The organism is Burkholderia sp. Nafp2/4-1b (assembly GCF_003635165.1).
Taxonomy (GTDB): Bacteria; Pseudomonadota; Gammaproteobacteria; order Burkholderiales; family Burkholderiaceae; genus Burkholderia.
This window is the reverse complement of record NZ_ML058614.1, coordinates 3464-21085: the sequence shown is the minus strand read 5'-3', so window position 1 is coordinate 21085 and position 17622 is coordinate 3464. Positions and strand designations below refer to the sequence as shown.

At 66.6% G+C, this 17622-nt stretch carries 14 protein-coding genes; 9 read left to right on the top strand and 5 right to left on the bottom strand.

Annotated elements, in window-relative coordinates; genetic code table 11:
* Positions 1 to 389 (top strand): hypothetical protein (locus tag C7H84_RS36955; protein ID WP_205611447.1); only part of this gene is annotated, 389 nt, incomplete at its 5' end.
* 34 nt (positions 390 to 423) lie between these two features.
* Positions 424 to 1272: an ammonia-dependent NAD(+) synthetase gene (nadE, locus tag C7H84_RS22330; protein ID WP_121860803.1), complete on the top strand. Its 849-nt coding sequence runs from the start codon at positions 424 to 426 to the stop codon at positions 1270 to 1272.
* Positions 1273 to 1347: 75 nt separating this feature from the next.
* Here the strand turns inward: nadE and C7H84_RS22325 are convergent, their stop codons facing one another.
* The 3 genes from C7H84_RS22325 to C7H84_RS22315 all read right to left on the bottom strand — a co-directional run bounded on the left by C7H84_RS22325 (position 1348) and on the right by C7H84_RS22315 (position 5570).
* The gene (locus tag C7H84_RS22325; protein WP_121860802.1) at positions 1348 to 3024 is read right to left on the bottom strand and encodes a peptidase S1; all 1677 of its coding nucleotides are present in this window, start codon (positions 3022 to 3024) and stop codon (positions 1348 to 1350) included.
* Between the two features lie 73 nt (positions 3025 to 3097).
* Positions 3098 to 4687 carry a S53 family peptidase gene (locus tag C7H84_RS22320; RefSeq protein ID WP_121860801.1) on the bottom strand — a complete coding sequence of 530 codons (1590 nt, stop codon included), beginning with the start codon at positions 4685 to 4687 and terminating at the stop codon, positions 3098 to 3100.
* Between the two features lie 259 nt (positions 4688 to 4946).
* Positions 4947 to 5570: a LysE family translocator gene (locus tag C7H84_RS22315; protein WP_121860800.1), complete on the bottom strand. Its 624-nt coding sequence runs from the start codon at positions 5568 to 5570 to the stop codon at positions 4947 to 4949.
* Between the two features lie 134 nt (positions 5571 to 5704).
* Between C7H84_RS22315 and C7H84_RS22310 the strand changes: the two genes are divergently transcribed.
* Entirely contained in the window at positions 5705 to 6169 is a 465-nt protein-coding gene (locus C7H84_RS22310; protein ID WP_059238912.1) for an Lrp/AsnC family transcriptional regulator, read from the top strand.
* Positions 6170 to 6249: 80 nt separating this feature from the next.
* Here C7H84_RS22310 and C7H84_RS22305 read toward each other — a convergent pair whose 3' ends face one another.
* Complete coding sequence (locus C7H84_RS22305; protein WP_121860799.1) at positions 6250 to 7161, bottom strand: LysR family transcriptional regulator; 912 nt, start codon at positions 7159 to 7161, stop codon at positions 6250 to 6252.
* 139 nt (positions 7162 to 7300) lie between these two features.
* Here C7H84_RS22305 and speB point away from each other — a divergent pair, with 139 nt between their 5' ends.
* The 4 genes from speB (at position 7301) to C7H84_RS22285 (ending at position 12122) form a co-directional block, all read left to right on the top strand.
* The gene (gene speB, locus C7H84_RS22300) at positions 7301 to 8257 is read left to right on the top strand and encodes an agmatinase (protein WP_121860798.1); all 957 of its coding nucleotides are present in this window, start codon (positions 7301 to 7303) and stop codon (positions 8255 to 8257) included.
* Positions 8258 to 8309: 52 nt separating this feature from the next.
* Positions 8310 to 9635 carry an MFS transporter gene (locus tag C7H84_RS22295; protein ID WP_121860797.1) on the top strand — a complete coding sequence of 442 codons (1326 nt, stop codon included), beginning with the start codon at positions 8310 to 8312 and terminating at the stop codon, positions 9633 to 9635.
* A 178-nt stretch (positions 9636 to 9813) separates the two neighbouring features.
* The gene (locus C7H84_RS22290) at positions 9814 to 11319 is read left to right on the top strand and encodes a cytosine permease (RefSeq protein WP_121860796.1); all 1506 of its coding nucleotides are present in this window, start codon (positions 9814 to 9816) and stop codon (positions 11317 to 11319) included.
* Positions 11316 to 12122 (top strand): carbon-nitrogen hydrolase family protein, encoded by an 807-nt coding sequence (locus C7H84_RS22285; RefSeq protein WP_240462072.1) that lies wholly within the window; start codon positions 11316 to 11318, stop codon positions 12120 to 12122. Before C7H84_RS22290 ends, C7H84_RS22285 begins: the two co-directional genes overlap by 4 nt.
* A 47-nt stretch (positions 12123 to 12169) precedes the next feature.
* On the opposite strand, the gene metE is transcribed toward C7H84_RS22285, so the two are convergent.
* Positions 12170 to 14464, bottom strand: coding sequence for a 5-methyltetrahydropteroyltriglutamate--homocysteine S-methyltransferase (metE, locus tag C7H84_RS22280; protein WP_121860795.1), 2295 nt, complete (start codon positions 14462 to 14464; stop codon positions 12170 to 12172).
* A 127-nt stretch (positions 14465 to 14591) separates the two neighbouring features.
* On the opposite strand from metE, the gene C7H84_RS22275 reads away from it, so the two are divergent.
* Together C7H84_RS22275 and C7H84_RS22270 are read left to right on the top strand one after the other, a co-directional pair.
* Complete coding sequence (locus C7H84_RS22275; protein ID WP_121860794.1) at positions 14592 to 15500, top strand: LysR family transcriptional regulator; 909 nt, start codon at positions 14592 to 14594, stop codon at positions 15498 to 15500.
* A 328-nt stretch (positions 15501 to 15828) separates the two neighbouring features.
* Positions 15829 to 17421, top strand: coding sequence for an inorganic phosphate transporter (locus C7H84_RS22270; RefSeq protein WP_121860793.1), 1593 nt, complete (start codon positions 15829 to 15831; stop codon positions 17419 to 17421).
* The last annotated feature ends 201 nt before the right edge of the window (positions 17422 to 17622 follow it).

Here is a 17622-nt window from a genome sequence, read left to right as displayed (position 1 = left end):
GGGCTGGGCTGGGCTGGGCTGCGGCTGCGGCTGAGCTGGAGCCTGAGCTGGAGCCTGAGCTGGAGCCTGAGCTGGAGCCTGAGCTGGAGCCTGAGCTGGAGCCGCCTGAGCTGGAGCCGCCTGAGCTGGAGCCTGAGCCTGAGCCTGAGCGGAAGCGGAAGCGGAAGCGGAAGCGGAAGCGGAAGCAGAAGCAGAAGCAGAAGCAGAAGCACAAGCAGAAAACATCCACCACACCACCGCCCCCCGCCTCGAAACGAAGCATCCGCCCGCACACCGCGGTGCACCGCCCGCCCCGCCGCACCATGACGATGCACCACGTCTCGCCAATGCAACGCGCGACGGCCGGATCACACGCCCCGCGCGGCGCCGGGCTGCGATTGCGCTTATGATGGGCGCCTCGCATTTCGTTCCGGAACCACCTTCATGACATCCGCCGATTACGCCAGCCGCCAACGCGCGATCATTGCCGAACTGAACGTCGCCCCGCAATTCGACGCCGATGCCGAGATCGCGCGCCGCGTCGATTTCCTCGCGCAATACCTTCGTTCGACCGGCCTGAGAACCTACGTGCTCGGCATCAGCGGCGGCGTCGATTCGTCGACGGCCGGGCGGCTCGCGCAGTTGTCGGTCGAGAAGCTGCGCGCCGACGGCTACGACGCGCGCTTCATCGCGATGCGCTTGCCGAACGGCGTGCAGAACGACGAAGCCGATGCGCAGCGCGCGCTCGCGTTCGTGCGCGCGGACGAGGAACTGACGGTCGACGTGAAGCCCGCCGCCGACGCGATGCTCGCGTCGCTGGTCGCATCCGGCCACGCGTTCGAAACCCCGGCGCAGCAGGACTTCGTGCACGGCAACATCAAGGCGCGCGAGCGCATGATCGCGCAGTACGCGGTGGCCGGTGCGCGGCGCGGCATCGTGATCGGCACCGACCACGCAGCCGAATCGCTGATGGGCTTCTTCACGAAATTCGGCGACGGCGGCGCGGACATTCTGCCGCTCGCCGGCCTGAGCAAGCGCCGCGTGCGGGCCGTGGCCCGCGCACTCGGCGGAGACGAACTGATCGTGATGAAGGTGCCGACGGCTGACCTCGAGGAGCTGCGTCCGCTGCGCCCCGACGAGCATGCGTACGGCGTCACCTACGACGAGATCGACGACTTCCTCGAAGGCAAGCCCGTCAGCGACAACGTGTACGAAACGGTACTGCGCTTCTACGACGGCTCGCGCCACAAGCGCGCGCTGCCGTACACGCCGTTCGACTGGCCGGCCGCGTAAGCCGGCCGCCACGGCCGACACAGCGCACCGCGCGAACCGTCACGGTCACGCGCGGTGCATGCACACCGGGCAGCGCTACGCGTGCCCGCCCGTCTTCTTCGCCTGCAGCGCGCGAATCCGCATGCGCGCCCCCGTATCGCTGACCGTCGCGTCGTACATCGTCGCGAGATCGCGCTTGAGCGCGGTGCGCGAACCGGCGTCGAGATACACCATGTGCCCCGACGGATAGAAGCGCGCGGACAGGTTCTGCCGCACCTTCTGATCCTCGAGCGGCATCTGCTGCAGGTCGATCACGGTCTGGTAGAACGGCGTGACGAAATCGTAGAGGCCGTTCGCCGACAGCACCTTCAGGTCGACGTTCAGCGCCATCACCGCCGCCAGATCGCCGGCCGTATAGAGGATCACGTTCCCCTTCGGATCGATGCCCTGCTGCGCGCCGGTCGGGTCGATATGGCTGAAGTCCCAGTTCTGGAACGCCTGGTCGTTCAGGTCCGTGAACGCGGAATTCGACGTGAACTTCAGCTGCTCGTTCAGGTAGCTGTTCCACATCGCCGTGTAGACGCCGGTCACCGCCGTCATCGTCGGATCGTTGCCGCCCGAGTTCGGATCGATCTTGCCGGCGATGCCCGACGAGATCCCCGTCACGCGACCGTCGTACGAACCGAGCGCGAGCCCCTGCGCGTGCAGCAGCGTCGTCAGGAACAGCGAATTGCCGCGCGCGTCGTAGCCCGCGATGTCGAGCCCCCACGTCTGCAGCGTCGCCGTGTCGATGCCGGTGTATTCCGAAAGCTTCTGCACGGCGGCCGGGTCCGCATGCGGCACGTTGCGCAACGCGTTCAGGTAACCGGTGCGCGCGAACTGCGCGACTTCCTCGACGAATGCGCCGAGATCGGCCGGCGCCGGCTTCACGCCGAGCTTCTTGTGATACCACGCGTCCGCCGCCGCGGTCGGCAGCGCGCCGACCGGGTTGCCGGCCTGCCGGTAGTCGAGGATCGACGACTGCAGCGTGACGCCGTTCAGGTCGACGCCGTCCTCGTGCAGCTTGTATGCGAGCACGCAGCTGCGCGCGGTGCCGTACGACTCGCCGAACAGGTATTTCGGCGAATTCCAGCGGTTGTTCTTCGTCAGGTAACGCTTGATGAACTGCTTCAGCGAATTCGCATCCTGGTCGACGCCCCAGAAATCACGGTTCTTGTTCGGCGCGACGGCCGCCGAATAGCCGGTGCCGACCGGGTTGATGAACACCAGGTCGCTGTGGTCGATCATGCTGTCCGGGTTGTCTTCGATCTGGTACGGCGCGGGCGGCGTGAACCCCGGCATCGACGTCTTGATGCGTTTCGGCGCGAACGAGCCGAGCAGCACGAACACCGACGACGAACCGGGCCCGCCGTTGTAGAAAAACGTGACGGGCCGCGTTTCTTCCTTCGCGCCGTCGGCCGTGAACGCGACGTAGAAAAGCTTCGCGGCCGGCTGCGAACTGCTCGGGTCGACCGTCACCAGATGGCCGGCCGTTGCCGTATACGCGATGCGCTTGCCGCCGATCAGGATCGTGTGGTGCGTGATCGCGGCCGCTTCGGTCGTGTCGGTCACCGAATCGTCGGGGCCGTTGCCGTACGCGACCGGATCGAAGAACGGCTGGTCGCGGCCGTGGCTCAGCGCGACCGGACTGATGGTCGGCGGCACGCCATGTGAATTGTGGTCGCCGTGATGCAGCGGATACACGCCGCCGGAAGATGCGGAATCGATGCCCATCGTGCTGCTCCTGGAGGTGAAAAAAGACGCGGGCAGGACACCCGCGTCGAAAGTAAAGGCAGGTACCGGCGCGTCAGCTCGACGGCTTGCGCCCGAGGAGCGCCGCGAGTTTCGCGCCGTCGGGGCTGCCGAGGCCCGTGCATGCGTCCCAGCCGGACGCGGCCGCATAGGTGCCGTTCGAGCCTTTCGTGATGTCGCGCAGCGCGCCCGCGTTCTTGTACAGCACCGGATTGATCCAGCCGGCCGATGCGCCGGCCGCCGCGTTGATCCGTGCGATCAGCGCGGCCCACAGCGGCGCGACCGCACTCGTGCCGCCCATCACCGCGGGCGTGCCGGCGACGGACACCTCGTAACCCGTTTGCGGCGATGCATCGCCGGCGACGTCCGGCACGCCGCGCTTCGCGAGCGGCGTGGTGCTGCCGTCGGCGAGCGCGACCGTTAGCCCCTGCTGCCAGGCCGGCACGTCGAACATCGTGCTGACGCCGCCGCCACCCGCGCCGCCGCCGCTCGCCTCGTCGTTCCACGTGACCTCGCTGCGAATGCCCTGCCCCGGCAGCGCATCGAGCTGCGTGCCGCCGCAGCCGAGCACATACGGGCTCGACGCCGGGAAATCGACGTGATCGCTGCCGTCCTGCAGCCCGTCGCCCGAGCCGCTGTCGCCCGACGCCGCGCACACCGTGATCCCCTGCGCGGCGGCCGCCTGCAGCACGCGGTTGAACGCGTGCGCCGACTGCGCCTGCCAGATCGCTTCCGGCCCGCCCCAGCTGATCGAGATCACGGACGGCCGGTTGGTCTTGTCGGTGACGGCCGCGTTGACGGCCTGGATGAAGCCCGCGTCGCTGTTCGGCGCGAAGTAGACGGCGATCTTCGCGGCGGGCGCGATCGCACCGGCGATCTCGATGTCGAGCGCGACTTCGCCGTCCGGGCCGTTCGCTTCGCCGGTCGGCGCATTGCGCCCGGTGCCGACGTTCACGTCGACGAGCGTCGGCGGCGTAGCGATGCCGAGCCCGCGGAAATACTGCTGGATATCGGCCGCACGATAGCCGCCCCCGAGTTCGACGATCGCGATGCATTGCCCGGCGCCGTCGCCGGCCGGGAAGCCGTACAGCGAAGCGAGCTGCGGCGGTGTGAACGTGACGGCCGCCGCGCCGCGCGCGGGCCTGAACGGCGGACGCAGCCGGAAGTGCGGCCGTGCCTGCGGCCGGCTGTCGAGGCCGAGCACGGCCGTGACCACATCGCCGAGCTCGTCCGGCAGCGCGATCGGTCCCGAGCGGCCGCGGTACTGGCCGATCGCGCGATGCTCGAACCGCTCGAGCTTCACGCTGAATGCCGCTTCGAACTGCTGGATCGTGCCGGACACCACGACGACGCTTTCGACCGGATCGACGCGATCGACCGTCAGCTGATGACGGCGGGCGAATTCCTCGGTCTTGCGGATGTCGTCGGGATTGGCGGAGAAACGCTGCGCGAATGCTTCGCGCGACACCGGTTTTGCGCGAGCGTCGCCGCTGGCGAGCTGGTGGACCAATGCATCGAGTTGCCCTTCTTCCTGCCGCCGCAACATGATCGTGACGTGGATGCGTTCTGCCGGATCGCAATGACCGAGACACTTGGACTCGGCGACGATACGGGGTTCACGGTCGGCTTGAAGATGCCTTGCCATGTTCAGACCCTCCTTGGTACCGCGTTGCACGGAACAGCCAGGAAATCGGACAGGGGCGGCGGGAGACGGTTCCGTTCAGTCAGTCGGTTCGCAGCAGCGCGAAGTCAAAGGAAGTTTAGAACAGTCAGACGATTTGCGCGCGTGCCGAGCGGTACCCGGGAGCACGCGACGGCCGGCATCGCGCACGGCCGTCGCTCGTTGGCGCACCGCGCCAGGCGGCCGGTCGGCCCGCACGGCGGCGATGCGATGAAGCAGCGATTCAATCCATCGAAAGTCGCAGCGCAAAGCCGATCAGCGCCGCCGAGAAGGTCCAGCGCTGCACCGTCTGCGCGAGCGGATGGGCGCGCATCCACGCCGCGATGCGCGACGCGCCGAACACGCAGGCAAGGTCGAAGCACACGCCGGCCGCGACGAGCATCGCACCGAGCTCGAACATCTGCCATACGACGGGCCCGGCCTCGGGCCGAACGAACTGCGGCAGCAGTACCGAGCAGAACAGTAGCGCCTTCGGGTTCAGCAGGTTCGTCAGCAGCCCCTTGAAGAACGACTGGCGCAGTTCGCCCGCGGCGGCCGCGTCACCGTCGCCGAGCGCGAACACCGGCGAGCGGAACACCTGGATCGCGACGTACGCGAGATACAGCGCGCCGCCGTAGCGGATCGCCTCGTACAGCCACGGCGCGCTGCGGATCAGCGCCGCGACGCCGCACGCGGACAGCGTCACGTGCACCGTGCGCGACAGCGACAGGCCGGCCGCCGCCGCCATGCCGGGCCGCACGCCGCGGCCGATGCTGGTCTGCAGCACGAGCGCCATGTCGGGCCCCGGCACCGCGTAAATGGCCGCCAGCGCGGCGAGATAAATCAACAGCAAATGCGTGGAAATCATGGTCTGCCCCCGTCCTTCAATGACGATATGTTGCCGCTGAAGGTGGAGGGATTTTTGGCCAAGTTTCGCTCCGGATTGGCGATCCATAGCGGAATCCGCCACAATCTTGGAAACCAGACAAGGATTCCGCCAACATGACCGAACTCGACAAAACCGATCGCGCGATTCTCGCCGCGGTGCAGCGCGACGGCCGCCTGCCGATCGCCCGTCTCGCCGAATCAGTCGGCCTGTCCGAGACGCCGTGCGCGCGGCGCCTGAAGCGTCTCGAAAGCGACGGTTACATCGAGCGCTACCGCGCGCAGTTGTCGCGCCAGGCGCTCGGCTTCGGTGTCGTCGCGTTCGTGCTCGTGCGGTTCGCGACCCACGACCGCAAGGTCGCCGACCGGTTCGAGCGGGAAGTGCTCGGGATCGAGCGGATCCTCGCGTGCCACAACGTCGCGGGCACGGCCGACTATCTGCTGCAGGTGGTCGCGCGCGATCTCGACGATTACGGCACGTTCCTGCGCGACTCGCTGCGGATGCTGCCGGGCGTCACGTCAATTGAATCGGCGCTGTCGTTGCGGGAAGTGAAGCACGACGCGGGGTTGCCGGTGCCGTGATGCGGGCAATGCGGGCGGCGGCCCGCTCCGCTGTGACGGTTGTTCACATTGCCGGGTTCATCATCCGGACCGCCGCGATCTCACACCACGTCGGGCGACTGGTGCGCGCGCTCGAGATCCTCGAGAAACGCGTCGACGACCGGATCGCCGCGCCCGTCGCGCGCGACGACCATGTGGAACGTGACCTCGTAGTGCAGTTGGTCCGGATTGAGCGGCGCGAGCAGCCCTTGCGCGACGTACGGCGCCGCGAAGTGCTGCGGCAGGTAGCCGAGGTGATGGCCTGACAGGATCAGCAGCGCGACGGCCTCCATGTTGTCGGCGGTTGCGGTCACGCGATCGGGCGTCGTCGACATCTGCGCTTCCGGCAGCGGATACGAGCGCCAGGCCCACTCGAATCCCGCGACGTCGGCCGGCGTCAGCGCGCCGGCGCCCTCGAACAGCGGATGGCCGCGGCCGCAGTACGCGACCTGCCGCTCGATGAACAGCGGCGTGTAGTGCAGCGTCGGCACGCGATGCCAGAAGTAGCCGACCGCGATCTGGATCTCGTTGCTCAGCAGCTTTTCCTCGAGATCGCCCGGCGCGCGCACCGAAATGGAGAAGCGCACGGCCTCGTCGCGCGTGCGAAACGCGGCGATCGCTTCGGCGATCCGCGCGTTCTGGCTGACCGGCGTATGACCGATCAGGCCGATGTTCAGCGTGCCGACCAGCTGGCGGTCCATGTGGCGCGCCGCCATCCCGAATTCGTCGAGCGCGGCGAGCAACTTGCGGCTCATCGCGTGGAACCGCTCGCCCTTCGGCGTGAGCCGGAAGCCGCTGCGGCCGCGCTCGCAAAGGCGGTAGCCGAGCCGCGTCTCGAGCGACGACAGCTGCGCGCTGATCGTCGACTGGCCGACGTTCAGCATTGCCTGCGCGGCCGACACGCCGCCCGCCTCCGTGACCGCGAGAAACACGCGGATCAACCGCAGATCGAGGGTCGACAGATTCCCCAGCACGCTATTCCCCTCCCATACATCGACGGAAATCGATGTTTACGTCGATATCTTCGCATTCTTCTTTCCGACCGGACGCGTAAAACTATGCGCCAGGCCGCGTCGAATGATACGGCAACCCCACATCGGAAGAGACGACCCCATGAACGACCACACCCATTTCCAGCCGCTCGGCGGCAATGAAATGCCGCGCAGCGGCGGCATCGCGACGATGATGCGCCTGCCGCACGTGCCGAGCGCCGCAGGCCTCGACGCGTGCTTCGTCGGCGTGCCGTTCGATCTCGGCACCTCCAACCGCACCGGCGCGCGCTTCGGCCCGCGCCAGATTCGCACCGAATCCGTGCTGCTGCGCCCGTACAACATGGCCACGCGCGCCGCGCCGTTCGATTCGCTGCAGATCGCCGACATCGGCGACGTCGCGATCAACCCGTACAACCTGCACGATTCCATCGCGCGCATCGAGGCGGCGTACGACGCGATTCTCGAGCACGACTGCAAACCGATCACGCTCGGCGGCGACCACACGATCGCGCTGCCGATCCTGCGGGCAATCCACCGCAAGCACGGCAAGGTTGCATTGATCCACGTCGATGCACACGCCGACGTGAACGACACGATGATGGGCGAAAAGATCGCGCACGGCACGCCGTTCCGCCGCGCGGTCGAGGAAGGGCTGCTGCACGGCGACAAGGTCACGCAGATCGGCCTGCGCGGCACCGGCTATGCGGCCGAGGATTTCGACTGGTGTCGCGAGCAGGGCTTCCGCGTGGTGCAGGCCGAGGAATGCTGGAACAAGTCGCTCGCGCCGCTGATGGAAGAAGTGCGCGCGCGCGTCGGCGACACGCCCGTCTACATCAGCTTCGACATCGACGGCATCGACCCGGCCTACGCACCGGGCACCGGCACGCCGGAAATCGCGGGCCTCACGGTGCCGCAGGCGCTCGAGATCATCCGCGGCGCGAAGGGGCTGAACATCGTCGGGTGCGATCTCGTCGAAGTCGCGCCGCCGTACGACCCGTTCGGCACCACGGCCCTGCTCGGCGCGAACCTCGCGTACGAGCTGCTGTGCGTGCTGCCCGGCGTCGCGTACCGCGACTGATCCGACCCACGACCTATTCCAAATCAAAGGATTCCAGAGGAGCACATTGCAGATGGGGACTTCCGTCAAGCAACCGAAGCGGGCGGCGCTCGCTTCGTTCGTCGGCACCACGATCGAGTGGTACGACTTCTACAGCTACGCGACCGCCGCCGCCATCGTATTCGGGCCGCTGTTCTTTCCCGGTGAAAACCGCTTCATCAGCCTGCTCGCATCGTTCGGCTCGTTCGCGGTCGGCTTCTTCGCGCGGCCGCTCGGCGGCGTGATGTTCGGCTATCTCGGCGACCGCTTCGGCCGCAAGCGCTCGCTGCTCGCGACGCTGATGCTGATGGCCGTGTCGACGGTCGCGATCGGCCTGCTGCCGACCCACGCGCAGGCCGGCATGATCGCGCCGATCCTGCTGGTGCTGATGCGCGTGCTGCAAGGCATCGCAGTCGGCGGCGAATGGGGCGGCGCGGTGCTGCTCGCCGGCGAGCATGCGCCGGAAGGCAAGCGCACGTTCTTCGCGTCGTTCGCGCAGCTCGGCAGCGCGAGCGGCCTGATCCTGTCGATGCTCGCGTTCGGCGCGATCAGCACGCTGTCGAAGGAAGACATGATGAGCTGGGGCTGGCGCGTGCCGTTCCTCGCGAGCTCCATCCTGCTGATCGTCGGCTTCGTGATCCGCGCGAGCGTGTCCGAATCGCCCGAGTTCGAGGAAGTGAAGAAGAGCGGCAACACCGCGCAGAACCCGGTGCGTGAAGCGCTCAAGTACTGGCCGCTGCTGCTGCTCGCGATCGGCGCGAACGTGTACGGGATCGCCGGCGTGTATTTCAGCAACATCTTCATGATCAGCTACGCGACGCAATTCCTGTCGCTCGACCGGTCGATGGTGCTGCATTGCATGACGATCGTCGCCGTGCTGCAGTTCGTCGTGCAGCTCGCCGCCGCGTTCCTCGCGCAGCGCTTCGGCACCACGCGCGTGCTGCTGATCACCGGCGCATGGGCCGCGATCGTGCCGTTCGTGATGCTGCCGCTCGTGCACATGGGCACGCCGCTGTCGATCACGGTCGGCGTCGGCCTCGCGACGCTCGCGGAGTCGGGCTACTACTCGGTGGTCGCCGGTTTCGTCAGCGGCATCTTCGTCGCGCGGATCCGCTACACCGCCATCTCGATCGCGTACCAGGTGTGCGGCGCGATTGCCGGCGGTCTGACGCCGCTCGTCGCGACGCTGATCGCGCAGAACGCCGCGCCGCAATGGTGGCCGCTCGCGATCCAGTACACGAGCGCCGCCGTGCTGTCGTCGGTGTGCGTGTGGCTGATCTCGCGCCGCGTCAGCATCGACGATGCCGGGGTGCCCGGCAAGGCGGACGAAGCGTTGCCGCGCGGCGCGCGCGCCGCGTAACTTCGCGTAAGTCATGCAAACGGGCAGGCGACATCGCCTGCCCGTTTTCTTGAGCTGTCCGGCGGCGCACAGCACGCGCCGCCACCCCGATATTCATTGTCTACCGCGACGGTATCGCGGCGGGCAGGCGCGCGCGGTCGCATCGACGAACTGCCCGTGACCAAGGAGACAAGCCGACATGAACCGCCTCGACACCCTCGAACTCGGTCGCACCGAACCGGCCGGTCTGGCGATCGAGCATCACTCGATCGACTACATTCCGGAACACGAACGCCACGCGAAGCTCGCAAGCCAGGGGCCGTTCTGGTTCCTCGGCAACTTCCATTTTTTCACGATCTCGATCGGCTTCGTCGGGCCCGGCATGGGGCTGTCGGCGGGCTGGACGACGCTCGCCGGCGCCCTCGGCATCATGTTCGGCACGATCTTCATGGCGTTCCACGGCTCGCAGGGGCCGGAAATGGGATTGCCGCAGATGATCCAGTCGCGCGCGCAGTTCGGCTATCGCGGCGTGATCGTCGCACTGCTCGCGACGCTGTTCGTGTTCGTCGGCTTCAACGTCGTCAACGTGTCGCTGATGGTCGACGGCGTGCACAACGTGTTCGGCATCGACGGCGGCTTCGTCGCGATCGCGGCCGTCGCGATCGGCGCACTGCTCGCGATCTACGGGCACGACCTGATGCACCGGACCTTCACGTGGGCACTGATCGCTACGTTGCCGCTCTATGCGCTCGTCACGCTCGCGCTCGCGTTCGGTCATGCGGCACCCGCGCAAGCCGCCGCCGCGCCGGCCGCCGCTCCGGGCTTCAACTGGATCGGATTCGCGACGCAGTTCGCGATCGCCGCCAGCTACAACATCTCGTATGCGCCGTACGTGTCCGACTACTCCCGCTACCTGCCGAAGCATACGAGCCGCGCGAAGCTGATCGCGGTGATCTTCGCCGGCGCGTCGTTGTCGGGCACGTGGATGATCGGGCTCGGCGCGTGGCTCGCGCAGAAGCTGCATGCGGCCGACGCGCTGGTCGCGATGAACGACGTCGGCTCGGCGCTCGTGCCGGGCCTCGGCAAGCTGATCGCGATCGTGTCGCTGGTCGGCTTCCTGCCGATCATCGCACTCAACGCGTACAGCGCGATGCTCACCGTGCTCACCGGCATCGATTCGATCGTGCCGATTCGGCCATCGCGCCGCGCCCGTGTCGCATCGGTCGTCGCCATCAGCACCTTCGTGCTCGCCTGCGTGTTCGCGATCCGCGGCAACGGCATCGCGCTGCTGCAGACATTCCTGACGCTGATGCTCTACTTCCTCGTGCCGTGGACCGCGGTGAACCTCGTCGACTATTTCTTCGTGCGGCGCGGCCGCTACGCGATCACGCACTTCTTCACGCCGGACGGCATGTACGGTGCGTGGCAATTGCGCGGCATCCTCTCGTACCTGATCGGCTTCGCGGCGATGGTGCCGTTCTTCTACGTGTTCGATGCGAAAGCGAATCGCGAGGTGTTCGTCGGGCCGGCCGCGCGGATGCTCGGCGGCGTCGACGTCGCGTGGCTCGTCGGGCTGGCGGTGGCCGGCGGCGTCTACGGGCTACTGTCCCGCTCACTCGATCTCGATCGCGAACAACGTGTGATCGCGGCAACGCCCGCGCCTGACGCATCAGCCGCCGCGGCAGCACAGGGGGACGCACGATGAGCACGATGAAAGGCCCGCGTCTTCGCCTCGTCCAGTCGGCGTTGCGCGACGGCGACGTCGCCGGCAATCTCGCGAAAGCACTCACGATCATCGGCGCCGCGCGCGGTGCGGCCGACCTCGTCGTGTTCTCCGAAACGTACGTCAGCGGCTTTCCGACCCCCGCCGACGTCGCACAGCTGGCCGAACCGCTCGACGGGCCGTCCGTCACCGCAGTGCGCAATGCCGCTCGCGATGCGGGAGTCGCCGTCGCGTTCGGCTTCGCGGAACGCGACGGCGCGCGTTTCTTCAATACCGCGCTGCTGATCGACGCCAACGGCGATGTGCTGTTGCGCTACCGAAAGACGCATCTGTACGAATCCGATCTCGGCGTGTTCGAGGCCGGCGACGCGTTTCCGGTCTGCACGTGGCGCGGCATGCAGGTCGGCCTGCTGATCTGCTTCGATCTCGAGTTTCCGGAAACGGCACGCGCGCTCGCGCATGCCGGAGCCGAACTGATCGTGATCCTGGACGGGATGATGAAGCCCTACGGCGACGTGCATCGCCAGATGATTCCGGTGCGCGCGCTGGAAAACCAACTCTACGTCGCAATGGCAAACCGCGTCGGGGCCGGCGACCGCTACACGTTCAGCGGCACGAGTCTTGCCGCGGCGCCCGACGGCACGTGCGTCGCGGTCGCGCCCGGCGATCGGGAAGCGCTACTCGATGTCATGCTCGATCTCGCGGCAGTCCGTGACGCGCGGGCGGTATTCCGCTACGTCGACCTCGCGTCGGTGCCGCTCGGCCCGGTGACGCGGCGGAACTGACACGAACGCCCCGGCGCTCGGCGGAGCACCGGGGCAAGCCGGCCGCGTTACTGCACCTGAGCGCGCAGCGTCTTCGCCGCGGCGACCATGTTCGTCAGCGCCGGAATCACTTCCGCCCACTGGCGCGTCTTCAGCCCGCAGTCCGGGTTCACCCACAGGCGTTCCGCCGGAATCCGCTCGGCCGCCTTCTTCATCAGGCCGACGATGTGATCCTGCGTCGGAATATTCGGCGAGTGGATGTCGTACACGCCCGGCCCGATTTCATTCGGATACCTGAAGCTGTCGAACGCATCGAGCAGTTCCATGTCCGAGCGCGACGTCTCGATCGTGATCACATCGGCGTCCATGTCGGCGATCGACGCGATGATGTCGTTGAACTCCGAATAGCACATGTGCGTGTGGATCTGCGTGTCGTCCTGCACGCCGTTCGCGGTGATGCGGAACGACTCGACGGCCCACTTCAGATACTCGCCCCATTGCGCGCGGCGCAGCGGCAGCCCTTCGCGCAGTGCGGCCTCGTCGATCTGGATCACGCGCACGCCGGCCTTCTCGAGATCGAGCACTTCGTCGCGGATCGCGAGCGCGAGCTGATAGCACGATACCGAACGCGGCTGGTCGTCGCGCACGAACGACCAGTTCAGGATCGTCACCGGGCCGGTCAGCATGCCCTTCATCGGCTTGCTCGTCAGCGACTGCGCATACGTGATCCATTCGACCGTCATCGCCTTCGGGCGGCTGATGTCGCCGAACAGGATCGGCGGCTTCACGCAGCGCGACCCATACGACTGCACCCAGCCGAACTGGCTGAACGTGTAGCCGTCGAGCTGTTCGCCGAAGTATTCGACCATGTCGTTGCGTTCGGCTTCGCCGTGCACGAGCACGTCGAGCTCAAGCGATTCCTGTTCGCGCACGCTGCGTTCAATCTCTGCCTGCATCGCCTTGCGATAGCCGGCTTCATCCAGCGCGCCGGCCTTGAACTGGCTGCGTGCGTGGCGGATCTCGCCGGTCTGCGGAAACGAACCGATCGTCGTCGTCGGGAACGCCGGCAGGTTCAGTCGGGCCGACTGCTTCGGCGCGCGCTCCGGGTACGGGCTCACGCGGTTGCCCAGTTGTGCGTCGATGCGTGCGATCGCGGCCTTCACCGTCGGGTTGTTCACGCGCGGCGAGCGACGGCGCGAGTCGATCGCGGCGGCATTCGCGGCAAGCGCGTCGGCCAACTTGTCGCGGCCTTCGTTCAGTGCGGTCGCGAGCACCTTCAACTCGTCGAGCTTCTGCAGCGCGAACGCGAGCCACGAACGGATTTCAGCGTCGAGCTTTTCCTCGCTCGCTAGATCGACCGGCACGTGCAGCAGCGAGCACGACGGCGCGAGCCACAGGCGATCGCCCAGTTGCTTCGCGAGCGGCTCGAGCCAGTCGAGCGCCGTGTTCAGGTCCGTCTTCCAGATGTTGCGGCCGTTGATCGCGCCCACCGACACCACGCGCTCGGCCGGCAGTTCACGCACCAGCGCGTCGATTTCGTCGCGCGCATTGATCGCGTCGATGTGCAGGCCGTCGACCGGCAGCGAGGCCGCGAGCGTCAGGTTGTCCTGCAACTGGCCGAAGTACGTCGCGAGCAGCAGCTTGATGCGCCGCGTTTCCAGCGCCGCATACGCGATGCGGAATGCCTGGCGCCATTCGGCATCGAGTTCGGTCACGAGGATCGGTTCATCGATCTGCACCCATTCGACGCCCTGTGCGGTCAGCGTGTCGAGCAGCGCGCCGTACACCGGCAACAGCTTCGGCAGCAGTGCGAGGCGGTCCGAATCGTCCTTCGACTTGCCGAGCCACAGGTACGTGACGGGCCCGAGGATCACCGGTTTCGCATTCACGCCCTGCGCGTTCGCTTCGGCGAGTTCCTGCAGCAGGCGCGACGGATCGAGCGAGAAGTTCGTGTCCGCATGGAATTCCGGCACGATGTAGTGATAGTTCGTGTCGAACCACTTCGTCATTTCGCCGGCTGCGACACCGCCGCAGCACGCCGCATGTTCTTCCGCCGACTGAGCCGAACGGCCGCGCGCGACGCGGAAATAGTTGTCGAGCGCATCGCCGTGGAAATCTTGCACGCGTTTCGGCACGTTGCCGAGCGTGAAGCTCATGTCGAGCACCTGGTCGTAGAACGCGAAGTCGCCGATCGGTGCGAGATCGAGATCGCGCTGGTCGTTCCAGTGACGCTGGCGGAGCGCGGCGCCGAGCGCCTGCAGCTCGTCGCGCGACGATTCGCCCTTCCAGTAGCGTTCGAGACCGAACTTGAGTTCGCGCTGCGCGCCGATGCGCGGAAAACCGAGGTTGTGTGTCGTAACCATGAAGCTGCCGTCCAGAAGAAATAGTCGATCCGGCAGCCATCATAGGGATTTCATCCCATGAAATAAAATGGCATTATTTCATTAATCCATTAAATTTGTTCATGCGTCTGTGGAGTGAGCGCTACCCATGCTGGAACGATTCCATCTCGTCGTGATCCGTGAGGTCGAGCGCCAGGGCTCGCTGACCGCGGCGGCCAATGCGCTGCATCTGACGCAATCGGCGCTCAGCCATACCGTCAGGAAGGTCGAGCAGCAACTCGGCACGCCGATCTGGGATCGGGAAGGCCGCGGCCTGCGGCTCACGCAGGGCGGGCAATATCTGCTGAAGCTGGCGAACCGGCTGCTGCCGCAGTTCGAGCTCGCCGAGGAGCGGATGAAGCAGTACGCGAAGGGCGAGCGCGGCACGCTGCGTATCGGGATGGAGTGCCACCCGTGTTACCAGTGGCTGCTGAAGGTCGTGTCGCCGTATCTGACGCGCTGGCCGGACGTCGACGTCGATGTGAAGCAGCGCTTCCAGTTTGGCGGCATCGGCGCGCTGTTCGGCCATGACATCGACGTGCTCGTGACGCCCGATCCGTTGAACAAGCCGGGGCTACGCTTCGATCCCGTGTTCGATTACGAGCAGGTGCTGGTGGTTGCGGATGCACACCGGTTCGCGAATGCCGACTACGTGACGCCCGAGCAACTGACCGACGAGGTTCTGATCACCTACCCGGTCGAGACCGATCGCCTGGATATCTACAACCAGTTCCTGACGCCGGCCGGCATCGTGCCGCGGCGCCACAAGTCGATCGAGACGACCGACATCATGCTGCAGATGGTGGCGAGCGGGCGCGGCGTGGCCGCGCTGCCGAGATGGCTTGCCGACGAGTATGCGGACCGGATGCCGGTCGTGCCGGTCAAGCTCGGCAAGAACGGAATCGCGAAACAGATCTTCCTCGGCATCCGCGAGGCCGATGCGTCGATCGACTATCTGGCCGCGTTCGTCGCGCTCGCGCGCGAATCGACGTGGACCGAGCCGCGCATGCTGCGCTAGGCCCGCTCCGCTGCACTGCGATTACGCACGCGGCGACCGTCCGCGCGGCCATTGCGCAGGTGCGCGGGATGGATGGGAGCACTGCGGCCCGCATCGACGTCGCGCCACGCGCTCTGCGTGGTACTCGTCGCATCGCGAAATGGCCGGACGTCGATTGAAGACAACGTCCGACGGGATGCCGTTGCGTGGGCCCGCGTGCTCACTATCTGGAGATTGATGCGTCATTTTCTTACACGTTCGTAAGACGACAGTTCGTGGTCCAGATTGTCATCAAACTGACGAGTAGCGACGGCTAGGATCGGCTACGGTTCCCTTTCGAGACGCCGTCATGAATCAGCCTGCTTCGTCCGCCGCGAACAATTCCGGCACCTCCGAACGTACCCGGCAGGTCGGCTATGCCGTCTTCCTGCTGGTGCTCGCGATCGGCGCCGTCTATATCGCCACGCACCTGATCGCCGATCTGTCGCCCGTCCGCGAAGGATCGCTGTTCCCGTACCTGATGCTCGGCGCCGCGCTGCTGATCGCGCTCGGCTTCGAATTCGTCAACGGCTTCCACGACACCGCGAACGCGGTCGCGACCGTCATCTACACGCACTCGCTGACGCCGAACGTCGCGGTGATCTGGTCCGGCATGTGGAACTTCCTCGGCGTGATGGTTTCGAGCGGAGCCGTCGCATTCGGCATCCTGCAGTTGCTGCCGGTCGAGCTGATCCTGCAGGTCGGTACCGGGGCGGGCTTCGCGATGGTGTTCGCGCTGCTGATCGCCGCGATCGTCTGGAATCTGGCCACCTGGTATTTCGGGCTGCCGTCGTCGAGCTCGCACACGCTGATCGGCTCGATCATCGGCGTCGGGTTGATGAACCAGCTGATGCACGGGCCGTCGGGCACGAGCGGCGTCGACTGGGGCCAGGCGCTCGGCGTCGGCAAGTCGCTGCTGCTTTCGCCGATCGTCGGCTTCCTGTGCGCATCGCTGCTGCTGCTCGTGCTGAAGGCCGTCGTGCGAGTGCCGGAGCTGTACCAGGAGCCGCCGAAGGATCAGCCGCCGCCGTTCTGGATTCGCTGCCTGCTGATCCTGACGTGTACCGGTGTGTCGTTCGCGCACGGTTCGAACGACGGGCAGAAGGGGATGGGCCTCATCATGCTGATCCTGATCGGCACGGTGCCGACCGCCTATGCGCTGAACAAGGCGGTGACGCCGGCCGAATCGCAGACCTTCGTCGCCGTCGCGAATCAGGCAGCAGCTACGTTCGCGAAATACTCGAACGGTGTCGCGCCGTCCGCGAATCCGCGCGCCGACGTCGAGCACTTCGTGCAGCGCCGCGAAATGACGCCCGCCGTGCTGCCGGGCGTGCAGCAGCTGTCCACGTCGCTCGCGACCGCCGTCGGCTCGTCGGGCTCGATGGCGGCTGTGCCGCAACGCGACGTCGACAACGTGCGCAACACGATGTATCTGGTGTCCGAAGCGATTCGCCTGATCGAGAAGTCGGGGCAGCCGGCCTTCGCCGCCGACGACAAGCTCGCAATCGACAACTACCGCAAGCAGCTCGATCACGCGACCAAGTTCATTCCGACCTGGGTGAAGGTGGCCGTCGCGATCGCGCTGGGTCTCGGCACGATGGTCGGCTGGAAGCGGATCGTCGTGACGGTCGGCGAGAAGATCGGCAAGCAGCACCTGACGTACGGACAGGGCGCGTCGGCCGAACTCGTCGCGATGCTGACGATCGGCGCGGCCGATGTGTACGGGTTGCCCGTGTCGACGACGCACGTGCTGTCGTCGGGCGTCGCGGGAACGATGGCGGCGAACGGGTCCGGATTGCAGTGGAGCACTGTGCGCAGCCTCGTGCTCGCGTGGGTGCTGACGCTGCCGGCGTCGATCGCGCTGGCGGGCGGGCTTTACTGGTTGTTCCGGTCGATCGTCTGAGTGGGTGAGCGGCGAGCGGTCGGGGATCGGTCGCTCGCCGTGGAGAAACCAGGTTCTTGGTCCCGCGGCTCTACGGTTCTGGCTTCTGGCTTCTGGCTTCTGGCTTCCGGCTTCTGGCTTCCGGCTTCCGGCTTCCGGCTTCCGGCTTCCGGCTTCCGGTCTCTCGCTTCCGGTCTCTCGCTTCCGGTCTCTCGCTTCCGG

Bases quoted from the DNA above. Each gene is read 5' to 3' on its own strand.
- metE (WP_121860795.1), bottom strand. From the start codon at position 14,464: ATGGTTACGACACACAACCTCGGTTTTCCGCGCATCGGCGCGCAGCGC.
- C7H84_RS22295 (WP_121860797.1), top strand. From the start codon at position 8,310: ATGGGGACTTCCGTCAAGCAACCGAAGCGGGCGGCGCTCGCTTCGTTC.
- C7H84_RS22290 (WP_121860796.1), top strand. From the start codon at position 9,814: ATGAACCGCCTCGACACCCTCGAACTCGGTCGCACCGAACCGGCCGGT.
- C7H84_RS22320 (WP_121860801.1), bottom strand. From the start codon at position 4,687: ATGGCAAGGCATCTTCAAGCCGACCGTGAACCCCGTATCGTCGCCGAG.
- C7H84_RS22310 (WP_059238912.1), top strand. From the start codon at position 5,705: ATGACCGAACTCGACAAAACCGATCGCGCGATTCTCGCCGCGGTGCAG.
- C7H84_RS22285 (WP_240462072.1), top strand. From the start codon at position 11,316: ATGAGCACGATGAAAGGCCCGCGTCTTCGCCTCGTCCAGTCGGCGTTG.
- C7H84_RS22325 (WP_121860802.1), bottom strand. From the start codon at position 3,024: ATGGGCATCGATTCCGCATCTTCCGGCGGCGTGTATCCGCTGCATCAC.
- speB (WP_121860798.1), top strand. From the start codon at position 7,301: ATGAACGACCACACCCATTTCCAGCCGCTCGGCGGCAATGAAATGCCG.
- C7H84_RS22275 (WP_121860794.1), top strand. From the start codon at position 14,592: ATGCTGGAACGATTCCATCTCGTCGTGATCCGTGAGGTCGAGCGCCAG.
- nadE (WP_121860803.1), top strand. From the start codon at position 424: ATGACATCCGCCGATTACGCCAGCCGCCAACGCGCGATCATTGCCGAA.
- C7H84_RS22270 (WP_121860793.1), top strand. From the start codon at position 15,829: ATGAATCAGCCTGCTTCGTCCGCCGCGAACAATTCCGGCACCTCCGAA.
- C7H84_RS22315 (WP_121860800.1), bottom strand. From the start codon at position 5,570: ATGATTTCCACGCATTTGCTGTTGATTTATCTCGCCGCGCTGGCGGCC.